This window comes from Paenibacillus camelliae (assembly GCF_023715345.1).
GTDB classification, from domain to species: domain Bacteria; phylum Bacillota; class Bacilli; order Paenibacillales; family Paenibacillaceae; genus Pristimantibacillus; species Pristimantibacillus camelliae.
Window position 1 is genome coordinate 77273 of record NZ_JAMBNY010000013.1, and the last position, 15393, is coordinate 92665.

Below are 15393 nucleotides of genomic sequence, written 5' to 3' on the forward strand. Positions count from 1 at the left end.
GTTTCGCTCTATCTTTGAATAAGCTTCCTAGCAGCAAAACGCTGCGTGAGTTCAAATACAGCTCGTCACAAGGACGAGCTGTATTGGTATAACCTATGAATGTTTTAATCGTTATGCGTATTAAACGCTGAAGATAACTTCGCTTAGACGTAGACGTAGGTTTTCGATACGTCCAGATTTGTTGCGAGGTACAGGGTTAGTTAAAGCATATGCTTCAAGATCTTTAAGCGTTGTTTTACCTGCAACAACATCAGCACCAAGACCTTCTTTGAACGTTGCATATTTATCTTCGATCACGCTATCAAGTACTTTTTCGTCGATAAGTTTTGCAGCAGCTTTCAAGCCCCATGCAAAGCTATCCATACCAGCGATATGAGCTAGTGCTAGATCGTCCATTTGGAAGGAAGAACGACGAACTTTAGCGTCAAAGTTAACGCCACCGCGGCCAAGACCGCCAGCTTTTAGTACTTCGTACATTGTTAGAGTAGTAGAGTATAGATCTGTTGGGAACTCATCTGTATCCCAGCCAAGTAGCATATTACCTTGGTTAGCATCTAGAGAACCAAGCATGCCGTTAATAGCAGCTACACGGATTTCATGCTCAAATGTATGGCCAGCAAGCGTTGCATGGTTAGCTTCAAGGTTTAGCTTGAATTTATCTTCTAGGCCGTAAGTTTTAAGGAATGAAATTGTTGTTGCAGCATCAAAGTCATATTGATGGCTAGTTGGCTCTTTTGGTTTAGGCTCGATTAGGAATTGTGCATCAAAGCCAATTTCTTGTGCATAATCAACTGCCATATGGTAGAAGCGTGCCAAGTTATCAAGCTCTAGCTTCATGTCTGTGTTTAGTAGAGACTCGTAACCTTCACGACCGCCCCAGAATACATAGTTTTCAGCGCCAAGCTCTTTACCGATCTCAAGACCTTTTTTAACTTGAGCTGCTGCATAAGCGTAAGAATCGATGTTAGCTGCAGTAGCTGCACCGTGTACATAACGCGGGTTTGTAAAGTTGTTAGCTGTGTTCCATAGAAGCTTTTTGCCAGTAGATTTTTGGTAGTCCTTCAGCATGGCAACGATTACATCAAGGTTCTTGAAAGACTCTTGAAGTGTTGCGCCTTCTGGAGCGATATCTACATCATGGAAGCAGTAGAATGGAATGTTTAGCTTTTCCATAAATTCAAAGTTTGCTTCTACGCGAGCTTTTGAACGATCAAGACCGTCGAATTTATCCCAAGTACGAACCATTGTGCCAGCACCGAACGGATCTGTACCGTTAGCATTAAAAGTATGCCAGTATGCTACTGCAAAACGAAGATGCTCTTCCATTGTTTTACCGAATACAACCTCAGATGGATTGTAATGTTTGAATGCAAATGGGTTTTTAGATGTTTTACCTTCAAATTGAACTTTATTAAGATCAGTGAAATAAGTCATGGAAGTAACTCCTCCTTAAATTGAGTAATTAACCTTGGACTAAGAATAACACAACTACACTTAGTTTGTCTATTAAACAAAGTAAGATTTATTAAAATTTTTTTTAGCCTAATTTTGGTTGATAGATTTCCCTCTATAGCAAGGCTTTAAAACTTTACTTATCTCATTGCCGTCTAATGTTTATGTAAATAAATTACAAATCCTTTACATCTAATGAATGCGTATAGATTACAAAATGACATTGGAGGCTATCGCTATGAGGAATAAACGGGTTCAGTCTATACTTGTCCTCTTGTTCATAACTACGTTAAGTGTCGTAGCAGCCTGTCAAACTTCACCCCCACCATCTACAGTCACTTCTATAGGCAGCCCTCCAGGGAGTCATCCCAACTTTAGTCAAACTCTGGGAGAAACGAAATGTGCTATCTATGCTGATATGATGGTTTTACCTTTCGAGGAGGCGATCCAGGAAGCAGATCTTGTCGTAAAGCTAAGTATTGAGCAAGCCCTTGAAGAGTTCGACTCGCCAACCCATAAAACGCTTTATGAGGCTAGTGTGCTGAATGTAGTGAAGGGTGACAAGGAGCTTACAACGATCCATGTGTTACAAGCAGGAAACAGTAAATGCTCATTTAATGACAACCCATTATTTATGCCTGGTGAGCAGTACTATCTCATTCTCAATAAAGCTTCGGGGAACAATCCAGTAGAAAGATTTTATATTCAAGGTGAAGAAACAGGTATGTATAAAGTGCTAGAGGATGGCTATATCGTAAAACTCGCCCATAGGGACAGTTATCTATCTGATATTATCGATACTACCCTCACATCCGAGCTGCAAGCTAACTATGATGAACCGATTATGGTATTTACTGAACAGCAGTTTATGGATAAAGTTATCCAACTGCTTGATGAATAGCCTATTATGTCCTAAACTTAATTTATCTGTTAAACTAAGTTATTTATATGCTATACTGTTTTTACATTAAGTTTAGGACGGGGGAAGTTCGTTGAAGTCGAAAGCAACAGGAGATCTTGCATTAGTAAAGAAAATGAATTCCTATATTGTATTCCACTGTATTCGCAAGCATTCACCTGTTTCTAGGGCACAAATTTCCGAGCTTACAGGCTTGAACAAAGCGACCGTATCAAGTCTCGTTAATGAGCTTCTTGAGAACAATCTAGTGATAGAGATCGGTCCTGGTGAATCCAGCGGAGGACGCAAGCCCGTGCTCTTACTGTTTAATGAACGGGCCGGTTATGCCATTGGTGTTGATTTGGGAGTTAACTATATACGTAGTGTCCTTGTCGATCTGAACGGAAACATTATTGAAGAACGCTATGAGAAGCTTAAGCAAAAGCAGCGTGAGCTCGCTTTCGATACATTGACTGCTAATATTGATGCATTGATCAAACAAGTACCAGATAGCACTTACGGCGTTGTCGGCATAGGAGTTGGAGCACCCGGCATTGTTGATCAGGATGGCAATATATTATTTGCTCCAAATATGAAATGGCGCGAGGTTCCGCTGCAAAGCATGCTATCAGAACGGTATCAGCTGCCTGTCATCATTGATAATGAAGCAAATGCGGGCGCACAGGGTGAGCAAAAGTATGGTGCTGGTCAAGGCATTCGCAATCTAGTTTATCTCAGTGTCGGCTATGGTATTGGTTCAGGCATGATCCTTGATAAGGAGCTGTATAAAGGTACATCCGGCTTTTCAGGTGAATTGGGTCATCTTTCGATATCATTTGATGGCAAGGAATGCAGCTGTGGAAACTTAGGCTGCTGGGAGCTTTATGCTTCGGAGAAGGCTTTGCTTGAAGAAGCTTCTCATCTAGGCTACGAAGGCTTGGATGAGCTTATTGCCGCAGCACAGCTAGGTAATGAAGATGTGCTGAAGCTTTTCGATCATATCGGCCGTTTTCTTGGCATCGGCATAGCCAACATTATTAATACCCTTAATCCAGATTGCGTAATGATCGGTAATCGCATGAGCAGTGCGGAGCAGTGGATCATGCCTGCTATACAACAAACGGTACAGCAGCGTGCCCTTTCCTTTCATAGCGAAGCGCTCAAAATTCTGTTTGCCGAGCTGAAAGAACATTCCGCTGTGCGCGGGGCGGCATATTATGCTATCGATCGTTTTTATGAGCAGTTCAAAGCGATATAGTCAGCTGTATAACGTATGATGTCATTGCGATTACCAAGCGTATAGTTAAATTATTCAAGTAGGTTTTCATCGATACGAGCGCAAAAAAATCCCGAGAGATGCTAAGCACATAGCTTCTCTCGGGATTTTTTGTTGTTCTGTTCGAATACTCAGAGTTAGTCGTTTTATTTTCCTTCTTGTCTTGTTGGCTTATTTACTGTCTTATTTACTGTCTTATTTCCTCATTTCCAGCGATGCACTCCGGCTAGCTCACTCGCTTTACCGATAATTTCGATGTCGACATCGTGCTGCTTGATAACACCATTCGAATAGTGCACATTAAACGTAAACGTATGCTTGCCACGAGCCAGGTTGCTAAAGGCTTCCTCCCACATGCTGCCAGTCCATCGTAAATCCTTCTCATAGGAGAGCTCTACTGAGGTTCCTGTTGTTTGAAGTAGTACGGACACATTCACTGCATAGGTTGTACTGCCCGCTTCAGCGTGATCGGCTAATGTTGTATCGGCAGAAAGCATGAAGCGTTCTCCGCTGTAAAACTGCAGTGGCAGCCATTGCTTAGAGCTATCTGCTGGTAAAGATTCATTATACTTATTTCTATGGCTTTCCCATGTTTCAGTATGAGCGACCTGTCCGACAATGCTAAGCTGTCCAACCTGAATCGTTCGTGTTAGCTTAACAGGCTCAGACTTTGAATCCGTAACCACCTGTTCAATATGATAGCTCCCCGGCAAAAGCTGCGATAGCGTGAACGCATCACTATTATATTTGCTGCAAGGGACGATATAATAACTGGATGCGTTGGGATAATAGCTTTTCTGACCATCGGGTGCAGTAACCGTATACCGAATGGACAGTGTATCAAGGTCCAGATCGTCAACCGCATGCCTGATTTTTAGTTGATCTCCTTCATAAATGACGACTGGTGAATGCGTAAAGCCTGCAGTTGGTGGGCGATTAAGCTGTAAATAAAAGTACTTGTCCACTGAATAGTCGCTCCACTCATAGCCATCGTAAACACGTACTGCTACGCGATATATCGGCCCTTCTGATAGCCAACCATTAGGAATCGTAAAGTATTTATTAACAGTTGTTGTGGCTGCTGTTGTGCGCAGCACCGTTCCCGCTTGGTTTTTCAGCTGCAGCTGGTATTGTACCTGCGGATCGTTGTCTGCGTCCGTCATCGTCCAGCGAATGGTAGGATTTAGCGTATTAAATTCTGTTGCCGTTGCTGTGCTTGTACCGCTTGGCTGCGTCACTTCTGCTTTCGGCGCGCGGTTGACAATGTAAATCTTCTTCACGATGGAATCTGAAGCACCGTCATTGTCCGTCACTGTATGACGAATATCGAATGTGCCAATGGAGCTGAATGAACGAATAAAGTCTGCATCCGTACTTAGTGTTAATGGTGATAATCCGTCTCTAAGCAGCTCATAACGATAAGCTTCGATCCAGCCATCATAATCTGTTCCTAGACTCTTAAAGTCAATGTTAACGTTACGATAGGCCGTAATTGGAGTTCGTGTAAAATCAGCGACTGGTCGCTTGTTGAGTATTGAAAATTTAATTTTATCTACTTCGCTCTCAGCGCCTAACTGATCTTGTACCCAATGTTCCATCGTATGAGTGCCTTTTTCGTCAAGCTTGATATTGGATAGATTCTTATCATAGTAAGAAATTACTTTGCCACTAGGTGTAGTCAGCTTCCAAAAATATTTCAAACTGCTTCGATCCTCGCTATCAGGATCATCACTATTTGCTGTAAAATTATACGGTTCGTCAACATAACCATAGACAGGATAGCTTATAATTTCAGCTGTTGGAATTTGATTGAGTACCTGGAAGCTATGCGTCATATAACTTTCAGCCCCTAGCGGATCTGTAGCTCGTAGCTCCAAGGACCATGTACCAACAGCATCTTTACCTAGACCACGATCACGTATGCGAAATGAAACATCCTTTGTTGTTCCAAGACTATACGTTTTATCTCCTTTCATTAATCTCCACCTGTAGGTGACGGCATCACCATCAAGATCGGGATTTTCCGTTATATTCAAGACTGTATTCATTGTATCTCGATACGTAGTCGTTAATGGCTCAAATTGAGCAATCGGTGCATGGTTCACAACATCAGCATAATCCTGATACCAAGACGACCATAAACCTTCACTATCTTGTACTCGCAATCGAATCTGATACGTGCCTAGCTGATTTAGTCCTGCATTAATAGCTGCGTTTTTAATCTCATTACCTGTTGGTGTGCTGCCTTTTGTAAGCAGCTGTTTTCCCTCTTTTGAAACAATCCACTCTCTTGTAATAATAGGATCACCGTCGGGATCATAGGATTGGTCAGTGAGCGTAAAGTTTTTGCTCCATGAAACCGATTTGGGATTTACGATAAAGCGTGCCACCGGCGGTTGGTTGCTATCCTTCGTTGTCACAAATTTGATGACCTCATTGGACCAGGCACCGTCTCTATCCTTAACCTTAAGCGACACTAGATAGTCCGTATTGGCTGCCAGTGTCGTTGGTGGCGATCCCATCGTCCAATCTATATCATCAGCCTTTTTCCACTTCCAGACTGCCGTTACAATTCCTTTATTGCGCTCAGAATAACGATCTAAATCGTAAGATAGATCAACAATCGTTAACTTTCTACTTGTATTCACCGTAGCTGTAAAATCCGCTACGGGCGCTCTATGAACAAACAGTACTAGCCTCGACAGTGAATCTAAGCTCCACTCTCGATAGTTAGCAAACGCTGCATTCGTGCTTGGATTATCCTGAACCTGGACAACCAATTCATACTTACCTACTTTTGTGAATTTCGTAGTTGGTGTAGGCTGATATTGTCCTGTTCCTGCCATGACACCGGTGTGATTTTCATAAACTGTAGGGTCATGTGTTGTTTTGAAGCGTTCGTTAAATTTCGGATCATTTTCAGCATCTTCATAGAACGTATTAAGTAGCAGATCAGAGCTATAGGAGCCTGTCTCCTGATCGTAGTTGAGCACTAAGGTATCTGTCACTCGTTTAGGATTCTTAACAGCGGTGTCCTTGATATGCTTTGCGATGACGGTTTTAATTGCACTCATAGATGTGCTGCTCGTAAATACACCACCACTTTTATTAGTAGCAATTAAGCTTTCATTACGTAATTTATTGGCAGCTGTACCAATCGCAATATAACTGGCATATTGACCACCTAACTCCGTAGCAAGATCTACCTCATACTCTGTGCTACTTAGCTCAGATAGGCTTCCACGATTAAACATAATGACATAATTATTACGATCGTCACGCCAGTTAATTCTACTTACTAGATCAAATACCTTTGACGTAGAAGTACCTTGTATATAATGGATCGATGAAATAATATTTTCCGCTTGCAATTCGGTTTGCAGCTGCTTTAATCCATCTTTAATCGTAGTAAGCGATATCGTTTCATTAGCGATCAGCACATGAAGATCTGCTTCTTTCCTGTTTGTAATCATGCCGGCCACTTCTTGAAGTGCTACGTTCATATCTGTATTGGTTATAAACCTACCTCTATTATCTATTGTGGTTAGAAGTTTTCTATGTAATTCCTCGTTCTTACCAGTACCAAGCGCAAGATAGGTGACTTGTTGTTTAGTCATTTCAGCAGCTAAGTCTGCTAGATTACGACTATTATTAAGCTGCATTAGTGAGCTATCATCTATCCTTACATAGTACTTCTCTGCGTCAGATCTATAAGTTACTTCATTAAGAACGTCTATCATGTACCTTTTGTCTCCAATTACATGCTCTAGGTATGGAATTAATCTGATATCTACTTTATTCCTCCCCCCTAGAGCCCAATCTTCAGCTATAAATGTTTTATCTAATACCGCACTCCATTCTTCAGTATCAAGATTCAATTTATATAATAAAGGTGTTGTTCCATCTTTAGTAGTTGAAGTAAAAAACAAATCACTACCTAACAATCCTGATGGTTGTATATATCCGAGACCTGTTCGATCAAAGCCTGTCATATCAATATAGTGTTTTTCTCCATCTACGTCGTCCATGATGATCAGTTTGAATATATTTCTATCTATTGTAACTATTCTTCCATCATCTGTAATTGCCCACCAATGCAAATGAGATTCAAACTTATTGTCATAATATTCTGTTGATCCTTCATTAATTTTTCCTTTTATAACGCTATTCTCACTTCTATCAAACCTTGATACAGTATAATAATACGTACTTCCGTATCCAGCTTCCCATTCCGAAAATATAGGGTCACTAAAAATTAAATCTCCTGTTGCTGGATCTAGTTTATAAGGTTGTTTTAGTGTTCCATAATCCCCTTTATCAGCTGTGGTTTGATAATTACTCTGATTTTGATATATCCCTTGTGATACATAATTTGGTGCAATTGTCCCCTTACTCGCTAAATATCTATCTAGGCTGGAATAATACTTGAAACCAATATGATTTGTATCATATAAAGCTCCATCACTTGTCACAAGAAAGCGGGTATTTTTTGCTATAGAATCAGAATCAGTCCATGGACTAGATGTTGATTGGTACATATACATAAAATGATTTAATGCATCAAGTCTTGTAGTGCTATGTCCCCAAGGACTCCCAAAGAAACCTGAAATACCACTACTCCAAGGTAAACTTTCTACAGATCTCTTAGCATCTTCATAATCATAATAAACAACTTGGTATGCTGGCATTCTACAATTATTCCAATTGCCAGAGTTTGCTGGCCCTCTGGTCATACCTATAATTCTACCGTCCTGCGTTAGTGTCACATGACCAATAAATTGATCATATGGAGATGCCACATTATCTGATTCTACCCCTTCTGCAATACAGGCAGGGCCGTAGGGATAAAACATTGGTTGGCCTGATCTTACTAATCCATCGTTTGTTGGATCTCCAAACTGTGTGAGTCTTACACCAGGACCGTAATAGAAAATTGTTTTCTCATCTTCTAACATGTAGGCTATATTAATAGCGCCTGTAGCTGAATCTATAGCAGTATCAGATACTTTTACGACTTCATTTGTCAATGTGTCATAATAATATAAAGGCCCCCAGTAATCAAAACTCATATGCCCTAAGTCACTATTGTCTATGAAGGGGGTTGCTGCAAAATATTGACGGGTCTTCCCTTCATTAGACTTCTCTACATGGATCTTATAATCTAATCCGTCAGCCTGTAATTTTGGTCTTAGCTGTAAATTAATAAAGCTATTCACTTCATCCAACGTTTTACTCGTATTGCCAACATCGATAATCACGTCTACTTTACGCTTCTCTTTTACTTCAAAATCAACAAATGGAGGCAAGTTTAGAACCTGCCCCACATCATCTCCCTTTTGTATGGCATAGCCAGTAGGTATTGAAGTAAGCAAGAGCAGTAATGTAAGAATGAATAAACTAATTCTTTTCATCATTACTTCTCCCCTATTGCCACGTATTAGATTTCTTTCTGTCACTTGCCGTTACAAAGGCTTCAATGGTCGGTTGACCAAATTCCTCTTGAACTTCAAGCATGAAGCGATATTCTCCGACATGTCTTGTTTCATAGCTCACTTCAGTTTCATTGCCTGTAGCGAACAGTTTTCTGGTTTCATTAAACACACCATCATCATTCGCATCAAAGACTACATACCAATTTCGTTTGGCTATCGTGTCACCGTCAAACGAATAGGACCGATCTTTAAGCGTAAAGGTTGCAATGTTACCTCTTTCAGGATCACGATAAATTTTCTTCTGAAATTCAAAATTTGCATATGGCTCTTCATCAAGCTTAATCGTGTAGACCTGCGTTGCTGTACTCGTATAGCCAGCGGTATTTTCAACGGAAACAGTTACTCGATAATCTCCTGCTTTTTTGAATAGTACATCAATTGATTTTTTTCCCTTTAATGCACCTTCGTATTTAATTTGATTATTAAGATTTTCGTTTAAAGATTCGATTTTCCATGTGGTTTTAGTATCGATGGTTGGATATTTTAGGGGGGTATTAGAGGATTCAGTGAAGGTTACTTTTCTATTTTCTTTAAGTGTTCCTGTTTGCGTAATTGCTGCTTCTACTGTAGGTTCTATAACAACGAGAGAATGAATCGTACTATGCTGCAAGTCGTCATTATCCTTAACATGTAGCTGTAATCTTTGTGGACCGAGTTGATCATACCAAGCTGTAGCGGTTTCTCCTGCTGGATTCCACTCACTAGGTGGTGCATCTTTCGCATTTGGCATTGTCCAGCGATACTCCACAATATAGCCATCGGGATCATACGACTCTAAACCATGAAACACAGCATAATCGCCTTTTTTGACCTCTTGATCGCCGTTGATGATTGCTACTGGACTTTTAAGCTCGGGTTTTATAACGGGTGGTGGTGGATCAGCTTTCTTATAGACATAGGTGTTAGCGGTTAATAAGCCCGTATCTAGTTCTCCCTTGTACATGCCTGACTTAAAATCTACCTTTGCCCGTCCATTAAATATTTGTGTTAAATCTTCTTTCCCAGCCAATGCTGTCTTTGGTATCGTAAATTCATAGGTTCCTGTAACCTTTGTCTTTCCATTTGCAGTTATCTTGATTAACGGTGCACTTTGACTGTTATCTTCTGTCCTCAGATAGATTCTGTAGTCCCGTAATGCACCAGGATCCTTCATATTAATTACTTCTGCGTTCAGTGTAACATTTACTTTAATGTCTTTATCAGCAAACTTAATGCTGTTTGGATCTGCAATAAGCTCACCAACCAACATTGGATCTTCTGATTTAATGTACTTAAACGTTATTGTTCCGTCATACTTATAAGTCTCTACTTCTGCTTTTGCTACAAGTATGTACTCAATGGTTACAGGGTACATTTTGCAAGCCGCATGTCCTGTTAAGAATGCTGGATTATTAGAATAAATATCTCTAAGTTCTTTTAGTACCAATCGAGTAGGAGAATATTGTGTACCGATAGTTGGTTTGTATGGATCATACTTTTGATTTGCAACAAATGCAGGATTACCTAATGTAGGTTTAATATGATCGTTATCTTTAGGTAGATGTACAGTGTTATGTATGACTTTATTACTTGGAATAACAGTTTCTACATTTAACCAAGTTGTGCCAGCAATATTAAACGAGGGATCTACAAAGGTCGTAATATCATGTACTTTTCCGTATGGAATGTCTGTCGGTGGTGTAGTTTTAGAAGGTGGTACAGGTTCATTACTTGTATAACGTTTATAATATTCCCTTCCATCGGTGAGGTTATAGGTGTTTGCTTGCCAATCATAGCCATCACTATATCGACAAAATACATTACCTGGGTTAGATGATAATTTGGTGCCATCACTATTTTTATAACCTTTAACATCTATTGTTCCAGTTACCTTCTCACCTAAAATTGTTACTTCAATAATTTCTTTTTCACGGTTCGGTGAAAATTTTATTATTCTATTGGTACCTTTATCGTAGGAATACGTGTCAGATTGATATAACACCGAAGCAGCGTCTTTAGGGTATGGAATTTCATAATTTTTTCTTGATTCGCTTAGTCCTTCTTCTGGTTCAACATTATAATATTCCTCGACTTCTATATTTACTTTTGCTTGAGCTTGCTGATTAGGTATTAACCCAATCAGCAAACCTAGGATCAGTAAAGATAGATATAATCGTTTCATTTAATCCACCTTCTCTGCAATTCTTTGATACTGACTTTCAGCTTTATAGTTTGTACCGATTCCAATAAAATCAATATCTTTATCAGTAACATTGAGGAACGCTATATTACTTGTGATTTTTTCTCCATTTTCTAATCTATAGTCTCTAATATATGTTGTGTCATTTTCATAATCACTATGGATCATAGAAACTGCCGGATTCATTGTCTCTCCGAACTTCATTGTCACATAAAATTTAGGATTCATATCACGATAATTCTCTTGCACCACTCTACCCGTATTATTTTCAAGGGTAAAGTTCATGATTAGAATGTCCTTCGCTTGATCGAACTTAGTAAATTCATACTTCTCTTGCAATGCCTTTGCTTCTGCAGATGAAGTCTTATACAAATACGCACTATGCACCGTTAACTTTAATCCGTCACTTGTTTCTTGTGTGAACGGTAGTTTAATCAAGCGATTAAAACCCATATCCGTAAAGTTATCATAAGAGATCTCACTATCTTTTTTCGTAATGAACAGAACACTATTCGTTACACTTTCAAACTTCACTGTTACGCCTAACCCTTCGCCAATATACCGAGCCGGAATAAACACACGCCCCTGCTTCATCTCAGCCACGGTATCCATTGTTACGTTCTTACCATTAACCGCAATAACCTTCTTGCCTACTGTAACCAATACCGTATTATCCCCTCTAGTCAACGTTGCCGTTTGCTTCGCATTATCCCACTTAATATTTTTACTTTCTACTCCAAGCGCTGTAGCGATTAAGCGTAGAGATCCCATTGTGCGGTTATCCTTGATAATATATGGCTGTGGCTCGCCAGCTGGAGTGACGAACAGCTTGCCATCCACCTTGAATGTAGGGACGTTGTTGTTTGCTGGCGCTGCAGAGACAGCGCTTACGAAAGTCATCAACATTACTACTACTGCTAGAATCGATATACTCTTTTCCATTTCGGTGCTCACTCTCCATATAATTTTGATAACAAAAAAAGCACTCCCTCTTATGGAAGTGCTTCTTCGCTAAAAATAATATAGCATATTCATCCAAATATTTCTATATCAAAAATCTATTAACCGAACTCTTTCTCCGCGTCCTCCTGCTGTAGGCCGCTTTTCAGGTCATAACCAGTTGGCTTTTGGAAGATTCTTAGGCCAAACTCCGGCGCCACGGCGAAGATATGGTCAAATATATCCGACTGTATTCCCTCATAAATCGCCCAAGCCGTACTATTAGCAAATGCGTAAATCTCCAGTGGAAGTCCAGATTCCTCCGGCTGCAGCTGTCTAACCATGCAGGTCATCTCTTTATGAATTTTAGGATGCTTTTCGATATATTGCTGAATATACACTCTAAATATACCGATATTGGTAAGCCCTCTGCCGTTTACTTTTACGGAGCGATCTACATTATGCTCTGTATTATATGCTTCGATCTCCTGCTCCTTGGTCTCAATGTACTCTCGCAAATAATGAATTTTTTTGAAGCGCTCAAGCATTTCAGGCGTGCAGAACGTAATACTGCTTGTATCAATATTAATCGAGCGCTTAATGCGTCGACCACCGGATGTTTGCATCCCTCTCCAGTTCTTGAATGAATCTGAGATTAGTGCGTAGGTCGGTATCGACGTAATCGTCTTATCCCAATTTTGCACCTTTACGGTATTTAGTGATATATCGATAACATCTCCGTCTGCTCCATACTTGGTCATTTCAATCCAATCGCCTACACGGACCATATCGTTCGTCGTAAGCTGTACTCCTGCTGTTAATCCAAGGATCGAATCTTTGAATACAAGCATCGTCACAGCGGATAACGCACCTAGCCCGCTGAGCAGAATAAGTGGACTTACTCCGAACAAGCTGGATAGAAGCAAGATTCCCCCCATAATGAAGAGAATAATTTTAGCGACTTGAATGTAGCCTCGTATTGGACGTGTTTTTGATATTTCAAGTGTAATATAGTAATCATGAATGGCATTAAGAAACGAGTTAATAACGAGTAAAATCACGACGATCAAGTATATCGTAACGCCTTTTTCGATTAAACTCGCGTATTCTGTAAACAAGTAGGTCGACAAATATATAATAATTGCGGGAACGATGTGAGACAGTCTATGAAACACCTTTCGCTCCAGCATATAGTTATCCCACTTTATTTTATTGTTGTTGATATAGAAAGTAATGAACTTAAGTACGACCTTCTTCGTAATATAATTTGCTATAACACTTAACAAGGCGATGCCAATCATTAATATAATTGTGCTTAATCCCTCGGCCGAATTCTCACCCACACCTACATCGACAAGCCAGGTCTGCAGCCAATCCTGTTGAGTATTTACTACATTCTCCATATGCCCCTCCTAAACTGTCATAATCCGTCCCCTATCTCCTTTGGCACATGTTCCAATTGAACAATGTCGTTGATAAAGAAGGATTAGCTTAAAGTCTTGACCTATATTTTAGCATAATCATGAGCGATACCCAACGCCTGATCCTACATATAGCTCCTTGGAGTCATTCTACTAATGTGAACGCGTGCTATAATGAAGTCTAATATGATGCAAGTTCGGAAAGGAGAATTCCATGTCTAGCTGTCGAATATTAATTATTGACGATCATGAATATGCTCGTGAAGGCATCCGAACGATTATTGGACAGGACCCACATTTTATTATCGTTGCAGAAGGTGCGTCTGGAGAAGAAGCGATTACCTTAACGGAGCAATATATGCCTGACCTGATTCTGATGGACATTCAGATGCCGGGAATCGGTGGTCTAGAGGCTACTAAGCAGTTAAAAAACAACTTTCCCTATATAAAAATTATTATCGTTACCGTCTCAGATGATATCACCCATCTATTTGAAGCGATAAAATACGGAGCCCAAGGCTATCTATTAAAGAACCTGCAGCCTAGCACTTGGCTAGATTATTTGCATGCTGTCGCCTTAGATGAAGCGCCTGTAACGAAGGAGCTCGCGTTTCGCATGCTAAAGGAATTTACGGCTAAGCCAAGCTCTGATTCAGAGAGTCACCCGTTAACGGCTAGAGAGCAGGAGATTTTAAGATTAGTTGCCAAAGGATTTGTTAATCGCGAGATCGCTGTCCAGCTCGAAATCTCTGAGCACACGGTTAAAAATCATTTGAAGAATATATTGCAGAAGCTGCATCTGAGCAATCGTGTACAGCTTACTCGCTATGCATATGAAAAGGGCTGGGTACAGGATCAATAAGTTGCGAATAGGAGCGAACCATGAACTACAAATTGAATAAATGGCTAATTCTAATAATCCCGACACTAACCATTGGTTTATGGGAGTACATCCGACACGAGTTTTTGCTGTCCTATATATCGATGGATCTTGGGAATTTACTATCCCCTGTCATCGTATTTATTGTTACCATCGTATTTTTAACGAGACTGTTTACTATAATGGAGCGAAGCCAGCAGGAGCTAGCTGAAGCGAAGGCGATGCAGGAGGTATTGCTTGAACGAGAGCATATTGCTGCCGAGCTGCATGACGGGATCGCTCAATCACTGTTTCTGCTGAATGTCCAGCTAGAGCAAGCGCACGGCGAGCAATCGGAGGAGCATTATCGGAAGCTGAAAGCACAAATTCATCATACGAATGCGTATGTTCGCGAAGCAATCGCCAGCCTGCGCTCGCCAATAAAAGTACAGGGCTTGCGCATGCAAGAGCAGCTGAAGCAATTTCTAAGTGAGCTGGAGATGCTCATGGATGTCAGCATTCACGTGAACTGGAGGCTGGAGGATGAGCTGCTCTCGCTGAAGGAACGAATTGATCTGCTGCTGTCCATTCGAGAAGCGCTGCACAACATTAGAAAGCATGCGAAGGCAAATAACATCTGGATCGACGCATTCCCTACGGAAGGTGGTTGGTACTGCTGTGTTAAAGATGATGGAGTGGGCATAACTGAGCAGTTATTATCTCGCAGCGAGCAGTTCGGCCTATCGATGGTTCAGGAACGAGCTGAAACGTGGAGCTGGAGCTTTACGATCGAGCGTCAGCAGGATCATACTCGCTTCCAAATACAAAGCAATGCTTAACATACAATAGACAGTAGATAGCACAGCCCGCTAGGGTT

9 protein-coding genes are annotated in these 15393 nt (G+C 40.6%); 4 read left to right on the top strand and 5 right to left on the bottom strand.

The window, feature by feature from the left end; all coding sequences use genetic code 11:
* Positions 1-120 precede the first annotated feature (120 nt).
* Entirely contained in the window at positions 121-1434 is a 1314-nt protein-coding gene (xylA, locus tag M3180_RS17795; RefSeq protein WP_251669970.1) for a xylose isomerase, read from the bottom strand.
* A gap of 256 nt (positions 1435-1690) precedes the next feature.
* Here xylA and M3180_RS17800 point away from each other — a divergent pair, with 256 nt between their 5' ends.
* Together M3180_RS17800 and M3180_RS17805 are read left to right on the top strand one after the other, a co-directional pair.
* Complete coding sequence (locus M3180_RS17800) at positions 1691-2353, top strand: hypothetical protein (RefSeq protein ID WP_251669971.1); 663 nt, start codon at positions 1691-1693, stop codon at positions 2351-2353.
* A gap of 91 nt (positions 2354-2444) precedes the next feature.
* A complete protein-coding gene (locus M3180_RS17805) occupies positions 2445-3608 on the top strand; it encodes an ROK family transcriptional regulator (RefSeq protein WP_251669973.1) in 1164 nt (387 codons plus the stop codon).
* 221 nt (positions 3609-3829) lie between these two features.
* On the opposite strand, the gene M3180_RS17810 is transcribed toward M3180_RS17805, so the two are convergent.
* From M3180_RS17810 to M3180_RS17825, 4 genes are all read right to left on the bottom strand, one after another.
* On the bottom strand, positions 3830-9040 hold the full coding sequence (locus M3180_RS17810) for a hypothetical protein (RefSeq protein ID WP_251669975.1): 5211 nt from the start codon (positions 9038-9040) through the stop codon (positions 3830-3832).
* Between the two features lie 10 nt (positions 9041-9050).
* Entirely contained in the window at positions 9051-11279 is a 2229-nt protein-coding gene (locus tag M3180_RS17815; RefSeq protein WP_251669977.1) for a PKD domain-containing protein, read from the bottom strand.
* On the bottom strand, positions 11280-12239 hold the full coding sequence (locus M3180_RS17820) for a copper amine oxidase N-terminal domain-containing protein (RefSeq protein WP_251669978.1): 960 nt from the start codon (positions 12237-12239) through the stop codon (positions 11280-11282).
* A 119-nt stretch (positions 12240-12358) separates the two neighbouring features.
* Complete coding sequence (locus M3180_RS17825) at positions 12359-13639, bottom strand: mechanosensitive ion channel family protein (RefSeq protein WP_251669980.1); 1281 nt, start codon at positions 13637-13639, stop codon at positions 12359-12361.
* Between the two features lie 232 nt (positions 13640-13871).
* On the opposite strand from M3180_RS17825, the gene M3180_RS17830 reads away from it, so the two are divergent.
* Positions 13872-14519 carry a response regulator gene (locus M3180_RS17830; RefSeq protein WP_251669982.1) on the top strand — a complete coding sequence of 216 codons (648 nt, stop codon included), beginning with the start codon at positions 13872-13874 and terminating at the stop codon, positions 14517-14519.
* Positions 14520-14539: 20 nt separating this feature from the next.
* Positions 14540-15355 (top strand): sensor histidine kinase, encoded by an 816-nt coding sequence (locus M3180_RS17835; RefSeq protein WP_251669984.1) that lies wholly within the window; start codon positions 14540-14542, stop codon positions 15353-15355.
* Positions 15356-15393: the final 38 nt, after the last annotated feature.

Excerpts from the sequence above, each read along its gene's own strand:
- xylA (WP_251669970.1), bottom strand. The coding sequence starts at position 1,434 with ATGACTTATTTCACTGATCTTAATAAAGTTCAATTTGAAGGTAAAACA.
- M3180_RS17800 (WP_251669971.1), top strand. The coding sequence starts at position 1,691 with ATGAGGAATAAACGGGTTCAGTCTATACTTGTCCTCTTGTTCATAACT.
- M3180_RS17810 (WP_251669975.1), bottom strand. The coding sequence starts at position 9,040 with ATGATGAAAAGAATTAGTTTATTCATTCTTACATTACTGCTCTTGCTT.
- M3180_RS17815 (WP_251669977.1), bottom strand. The coding sequence starts at position 11,279 with ATGAAACGATTATATCTATCTTTACTGATCCTAGGTTTGCTGATTGGG.
- M3180_RS17820 (WP_251669978.1), bottom strand. The coding sequence starts at position 12,239 with ATGGAAAAGAGTATATCGATTCTAGCAGTAGTAGTAATGTTGATGACT.
- M3180_RS17825 (WP_251669980.1), bottom strand. The coding sequence starts at position 13,639 with ATGGAGAATGTAGTAAATACTCAACAGGATTGGCTGCAGACCTGGCTT.
- M3180_RS17830 (WP_251669982.1), top strand. The coding sequence starts at position 13,872 with ATGTCTAGCTGTCGAATATTAATTATTGACGATCATGAATATGCTCGT.
- M3180_RS17835 (WP_251669984.1), top strand. The coding sequence starts at position 14,540 with ATGAACTACAAATTGAATAAATGGCTAATTCTAATAATCCCGACACTA.